At 44.5% G+C, this 6,692-nt stretch carries 5 protein-coding genes; all 5 read right to left on the reverse strand.

Annotated features, from left to right (window positions below; all coding sequences use genetic code 11):
- Positions 1–628: 628 nt before the first annotated feature.
- Positions 629–808 (reverse strand): hypothetical protein, encoded by a 180-nt coding sequence (locus ACWB0I_RS02370; RefSeq protein WP_479386429.1) that lies wholly within the window; start codon positions 806–808, stop codon positions 629–631.
- Between the two features lie 18 nt (positions 809–826).
- Positions 827–1,981: a glycosyltransferase gene (locus tag ACWB0I_RS02375; RefSeq protein WP_479386430.1), complete on the reverse strand. Its 1,155-nt coding sequence runs from the start codon at positions 1,979–1,981 to the stop codon at positions 827–829.
- A gap of 143 nt (positions 1,982–2,124) precedes the next feature.
- A complete protein-coding gene (locus ACWB0I_RS02380; protein ID WP_479386431.1) occupies positions 2,125–3,405 on the reverse strand; it encodes a glycoside hydrolase family 1 protein in 1,281 nt (426 codons plus the stop codon).
- Between the two features lie 15 nt (positions 3,406–3,420).
- Complete coding sequence (locus ACWB0I_RS02385) at positions 3,421–3,951, reverse strand: phosphatase PAP2 family protein (RefSeq protein ID WP_479386432.1); 531 nt, start codon at positions 3,949–3,951, stop codon at positions 3,421–3,423.
- 335 nt (positions 3,952–4,286) lie between these two features.
- Positions 4,287–6,692: response regulator (locus ACWB0I_RS02390; protein ID WP_479386433.1), on the reverse strand; the 2,406-nt coding region annotated here is incomplete at its 5' end.

The following is a 6,692-nucleotide window of genomic DNA, read 5'->3' on the forward strand; positions in this document are numbered from 1 at the left end:
CAGTCATTTTTCCTTTTGCTAAATTCTCGCTTGCACAAGCTGATCATTCGACCGGGGGGCAAACCTTCAGAGAAATCCTTCGCCCCTACCCCTACGGAAAACCACAACCGATTCACACTACCAACCAGTCCTTGCCTAAACTGTCCCCTACGTGCGCTTACAGGGGATTCTTCGGCCCGATAAATCGGGATTCAGAATGACAGGATGTTGTGATGCCTTGCTGCTTGTCATTCCGGCCGAGCGGCAGCGAGAGCCGGAATCCCCAACGTACTGCAAGGGATTCCCGCTTACGCGGGAATGACAGTGGGCGGGTGAAAGGGATTCCCGCTTTCGCGGGAATGACTGCACCGTCTGTCATTCTGAACGGAGTGAAGGCCAGCCCAGGAAATCCCTTTCGTTGTTTGCATGTCATTCTGAGTGGAGCGAAGCGGAACGAAGAATCCCGTGGTTTTCATGGAAGGGATTCTTCTCCCGCCGGGGCGGGATCAGAATGACACACTACGCCTGGAAGGGATTCTGCGACCGCGAGCAGTCCCGCAGCATATTTTGAAGAAAAAAAATCGTAAACAAGTATCCAGAGGGCGAAACGTTAATGCGCAAAATTAAGAAGAATTTTTTGATAGCAAGATTAATTCATTTTAGGCCACAATGAACCAATGGCTGCAAAAGCCTTTTCTAAAGCATACACACTCAAAACGATGAAAAGCGCCAGATAAACCACCGGCAATTGGGCGTGGATAAATCGCGCGTTAAAAAACCTTTCCAGACTGTGGTTTAATAAGTCGTTATTTAATAATCTCATCAACATAATAACGCCTCCTGTTTATTAATTAAATAGCGGCCGCAGCTCAGACCGCTTACCGATTTTAAAATAATTATCGCGCCAGTTAACGGTGTTACTAATAAAAGGCACAAACCAGAGAATGCTGATTAATAAATCCTTAACCGGCGTCAAAAAATGGTGATACCATTTCAAATCGCTTTTCATTAAGCGCGACAGGTAAAAATCGTTCGCCATTTTTATGAAAGTAACCAGCAGCAGTAATCCGGCGCCCGGCGCGCTGTGCAGCAGCAGCGTCAGAATAAAGGCCAGGGCTATGGGATTGGAAACCGATTCAATGAAATAGTGATGAATATGCATATTGCGTCGAATTTTCGCCCAGCGCGTGTGCCGGTTAATAAAGCGCTTTAAGGACCATTTAATATTTACATTATCGACCATAACGGAAATGGTATGTACTTTAAACCCCAGACTTTTGGTTTTTAAACCCAAAAGATAATCTTCGGCCAAAAAATCTTTAAACGTCTTAAATCCGCCCATGCGCCTCAATAATTGCGTGGAAATCAAAATCGATTTGCCAATGACCACTGGAATGCCGGACAGGGCATCGGCTACAAAAACATTGGGCGACACATAGGTATTGATATGCAAATTTTCTAAAATTGCGGCAAACTTTTTAGCGCCAATTCCACGAATGGTCGCCGTAACCAGCCCTACGCCGGGCCTGGAGATTGCCGCCAGCATGTATTTTAAAAATTCCGGTTTAACCTGCGTATTGCTGTCACTGATTAACACATACCGACCACGGATGTATTTTTCCATATTGTGCAAATTGTTAATCTTGGGATTAAGACCGATTTCAGAACTTTCCACAACGACGCGGGCATTGACTTGCGGATAGGCCTTCATCAATTTATTGACCACGGCCAGCGCCGGATCATCCGCGCTTTGCAAACCGAAAATCAGCTCGTAATCCGCATAATCGATCTCAAAAAAAGAACGTAAATTCGCTTCCAGATTATCATCCATTCCTTTCAGCGGCTTTAAGATCGAAATCTTTGGCAGCGCGCCCATTGCGTTAAGAATGGTTAAATCTGGTTTTTTGCTCATGCGCCTGGTAGTCACCACGGCCGAGACCGCAAGGTGAATTAAACTAACGCCAAGGATCAGCGCATAAAAATAAATGATAACGGTTAACATTAAGCGCTCCATCTTTTAAACCTTTAATACCTATTTAAAACCTGATTATTTGTGCATTATTAGGAGACCATTAATTTCACTTTAAAAGGCTTTGTTCTTTACTTCTGCGGCGGACGCCTGATCCGGAAAATTTTCAATGGCGGTCAGGATAGTCTCCCCTTCCGGTTATTCAAATCGATCTCAATAATTCTTGCGTAGTGGCGGGCGCTTTGCTTAACCGTTCGCCGAAAATCGTTTTCATAGTCCACGTGCACCAGGCCAAAGCGTTTGGACTTTCCCTCCAGCCATTCATAATTATCCAGAAACGACCAGTAGAAATAGCCTTTAACGGGAAGCCCGTCTGCCCGCGCTTTAAAAACTTGTTCGAGGTGGGCATCAATAAAACGCATGCGTAGCCCATCATCCAGGGTTGCAATTCCATTTTCCGTAATGATAATATCTTTTTTAAATTTACCCATATAGCGCAGAACTTTACTCAACCCCTCTGGATAAACTTCCCAGCCCATGTCGGTAAGCCCAAGACCTGCTTCATCTTTGAAAATAAACTGAAAGGGCCGGCGAATATTAAAGCGGAAAGCGACAAACATGCGGTAGTAATAATTCACGCCCCAGAAATCGATCTGCTTTTTCAGGTCAATGGCTTCATCCACATCGAACAGTAAAGGAAAATGAAAACTAAGACGGTTTGTCTCGAAGGCTTCCGGAATCATCTCATTAAAAAAATGGTGAAGCAGCTCGGCCAGACTGCGGTCTGCGGCAAACCATTTACGATGGGCTTCGAAGGTGATAAAATGTTTGGCCATGCCAATTTTTGCCTGCGGTCGATAAGATTTTATTAATGAATAGGCGCACTGATGCGCTTTCAAAATATTTAAAAGGGCGCGCATCATTGCTTTGGCGTCCGATTCTCCTGGAGGGAACTTGCCATCTCCATAGGCTGCCAGGGCCCATACCAGAGGTTCATTAAACGTAATCCAATAAACAATGCGATCGGCGAAGCGCTTTAGCAGAACCTCCGTAAAGCGGCAAAAGACATCCCGTGCCTGCTCAGAAGTCCAGGGCGTTTTTTGATGAAACCATACGGGATGCGTAAAATGGTGCAGGGTCAAAAACGGTTCGATGTTCAACTCCAGCAAACGATCCACCATTCGTTCATACTGATCCAGAACCTGCCGGTCGAACGCTGCGAACTGCGGTTCAATGCGCGCCCATTCCATGGAAAAGCGATAGGCATTGACCTTTAGCTGTTTTAATAGATTAAAATCATCCCGCCAGCGCAGCCAGTGCGCCGAGCCGTTCTGGTACAGGGGACGTTTTCCCTCGTGGTTGAAGCCGCCCTGCTTTTCCCAGACGGTCATATCGTTTTCAACAAACCCTTCGACCTGAAAGGCAGAAGTGGCCGCGCCCCACCAAAACCGATCCATTAACAGCAAGCCAGCCTAAAAAACTATCGTAATGGCGATTTCGGCACAGGTCAGCCCCAGCAGCATTCCGAACAGAACATCCAGGGGAAAGTGGACGCGCAAATAGATTCGTGAATAGCCAATCAGCCCGGCAATTAAAAAAAGCGGCAAGGCTAAATCGGGAAATTGAAAACTCATTATTCGCGCAAATAAAAAGGCCGCCGCCGCATGACCGGAAGGAAAGCTGTAGCGATCCGGAGCGTGAATTAAGTTTTTAATCTTCGGAAAGTGCTCAAATGGACGCAAACGCTTTACCGATGTTTTTAAAACGTAATAGATGGGCAACTCCAGGCCAAAGGCGATGAGCGCCGCCCACACCACGCGCCGGCCGTCTTCAAATCCGATTATCAGTTCAAGCAGGACAATAATCGCATAAATCGGACCGTTGCCAATCCAGGAAAGACTCTTGTAAAAAGATTTGAAAAAAAGTCCCTCTCGCCTGCTGCTGGCCAGGTTAAAAAGAATTATATCGAAGCGGATAAAATTTTGTCCTATGCTTCTAACCATTTTGATTTCCTCTTTGATCAACGATTTTAGTGCTTAATCCTAAGTCTGGTTTGTTAGCCTTTGATTAGATTTTGAATAGAATTAAGCTTCTAACCAGCAAGCGGATGTGCAGCGGCGGCGGCAAAGGATTTGTGCATGGTTGATAGGACATCGTACTGTCATTCTGAGCGAAGCGCCTGCAGTTTAAAGGACGTACATTACCCGCCGCCTTTTAAGACATGGAAAGCTAAGGCGGAGGGTTGAATGCAAATGTGGCACTTTGCCATAATTTCTTTCTGAGGAATTATCAGGAACAGTTTTTATTTATTTATGCGCTAAATGGTTCGATTTCGACGTTACGCTTCAGCCAGCACCTCTCTTATCTTTTGGGCCAACTGTTCCACCGAAAATGGCTTTTGTAGATAATGAAACTCTTTTTTGCTTAGCTGCTCATCCACTACGATATTATCCGTGTAGCCGGAAATCAGGATCACCTTTACATCCGGCTTGCGTCTTTTTACTATTTTTAGCATTTCAAGTCCGTTCATATCGGGCATCACCACATCGCTTATGATAAGATCGAAATCGATCTTTTGCTTTTCGATTAAGTCGATGGCCTTTCTTCCATTTTCGGCCTCAATAACTTTATAATGCAGGGATTTTAAAGCGTTTGACGTAAATTCCCGCACCTGCGCCTCGTCTTCAACCAGCAAAATGGTTTCTGTGCCAAAGTATTCTTTTTTCTCTGTTATTCTTTTCTCCACCGGCGGTTTTTCCCTGGTGGTCGGAAAATAGATTTTAAAGGTGGTGCCCTCACCCGGCATGGAATGAACGGTGATGTAGCCGTTGTGCTGCTTTACAATGCCATAAACGAGGGCTAAACCCAACCCCGTCCCCTGGCCTTTTTCTTTAGTGGTAAAAAAGGGTTCAAATATTCTGGTTTTGGTTTTATCGTTCATTCCGACGCCCGTATCGGATATGGCAAGACATACGTATGATCCTTTTTTACTTCCGGGATGGGTGCTCACAAATTCATCATCTAAGATGACATTAGCCGTTTCAATTAAAATTTCCTTTTTGGCTTGCGATTGTTTGTTTAAACGAATGGCATCGCGCGCATTAACCACTAAATTCATGATGATTTGTTCAATATGAGATTTATCGGCTTTGATTCGATGAATATGGCTGGCTAATTTGTTTTCAAGATAGATATCTTCGCCGATCAACCGTTTAAGCATTTTTTCCATGGAAGAGATAATTTGATTAATATTAAAAACTTCCGATTTTGCAACTTGTTTGCGGCTAAAAGCTAACAACTGATTGGTCAATTCAGCCGCCCTCTTTCCCGCCTCGGAAATCGCCGAAACCGCTTTATGTAAAGGATGATCCTCATCCATGGATAAACGCATTAATTCGGCGTAGCCATTAATCACCGTTAAGAGGTTATTGAAGTCGTGCGCCACGCCGCCGGCCAGCGTCCCGATGGATTCCATTTTCTGCGCCTGGTGCAGCTGGTTTTCTAATTCTTTCTCGCGCGTAACATCCCTGGCAATTTTACAATAATTGGTGATTCTACCGTCTTTATCTTTAAGCGGAAAGATAACCGCGTCCTCAAAATAACGTTGCCCGTTTTTACGTTTATTTACAAATTGTCCTCTCCACGTTTTGCCAGAAGTAATCGTAGCCCATAATTCCATGTAATATTCATCATCCTGTTTTCCGCTTTTTAAAAGATTCGGTTTTTTTTGCATGACATCGTTTATCGTGTAGCCCGTAATTTTCTCAAAGGCAGGATTCACATATTCAATATGGCCCTGCGTATCGGTAATCATAATAGATTCAGCCGCCTGTTCTACCAGTGAAGCTAAGCGCTCGATCTGTAAATGCGCCTTTTCCTGTTCTTCCATTAGTTTTAGCTTCATCAAAGCGATATTGCAGCGGTGTGTTAAAGCTTCTATAAAAGAGATTTCGCTTTCTTCCCATTCATGCTTCTCCACAAAATAGGTGCAATTCAGCGCGTAGAATCCATCTTCATAAAAGCCAAAGGGATAAATCAAAAAGCTCTTGATTTTTCTTTGTCTGTGAAAAAAATCGCCCAGCCCATCTGCGGACACGGCTGGATGCACATGATCCGCATGGCTAACGAGATATTTTTTCTGCTTGCCAACATGATCATAAAAATTTGTCCATGAGTTTAACTCGTAGTTGAGTGGTTCTGGCGTGTCAACGCCTTCGCGCCTCCAGATGCCAAGGTATCTGGCAAATTTATTTTTAACATCTACCTGATAAATGACCGTAGCGTCTAATTTTAAGGTTTTACCGATTAGTTCAACGATAAAGTCAAATATCTTCTGCCGATCCTGCTCAATAAGAATATACTGTGAAAGGCTATTTAGAGCTTCCACATAAGTAATTTGCCGCTGCAATTCCCTCCTGGCCTGATGGTGTTCAATAATTGAGGCCAGCGTTTGAGCAACGATCTGTAAAAATTCACGCTCTTCCGGCCGTTCTTTAACATGAGCCGGCAGGTAAAGGAGCAAAACGCCCAATACTTTTTCTCCGGCTAAAATGGGCACATTGTAATGCCCGTGGTCGGACATACCCGCATAGCGGATGGTATGGTCTTTATCCACATGAGAACGAAATATCAATTTTTTAGTGGAAGCGGCCTGGCCGCAAAGACGTTCCCCAAAAGGCACCAGTGCGCAGGCTTTTGTTAATTTTTCTGACAAATTTTTGGCGGCTATGAGTTTAAGCTGCTT

Source organism: Caldithrix sp. (genome assembly GCF_056497305.1).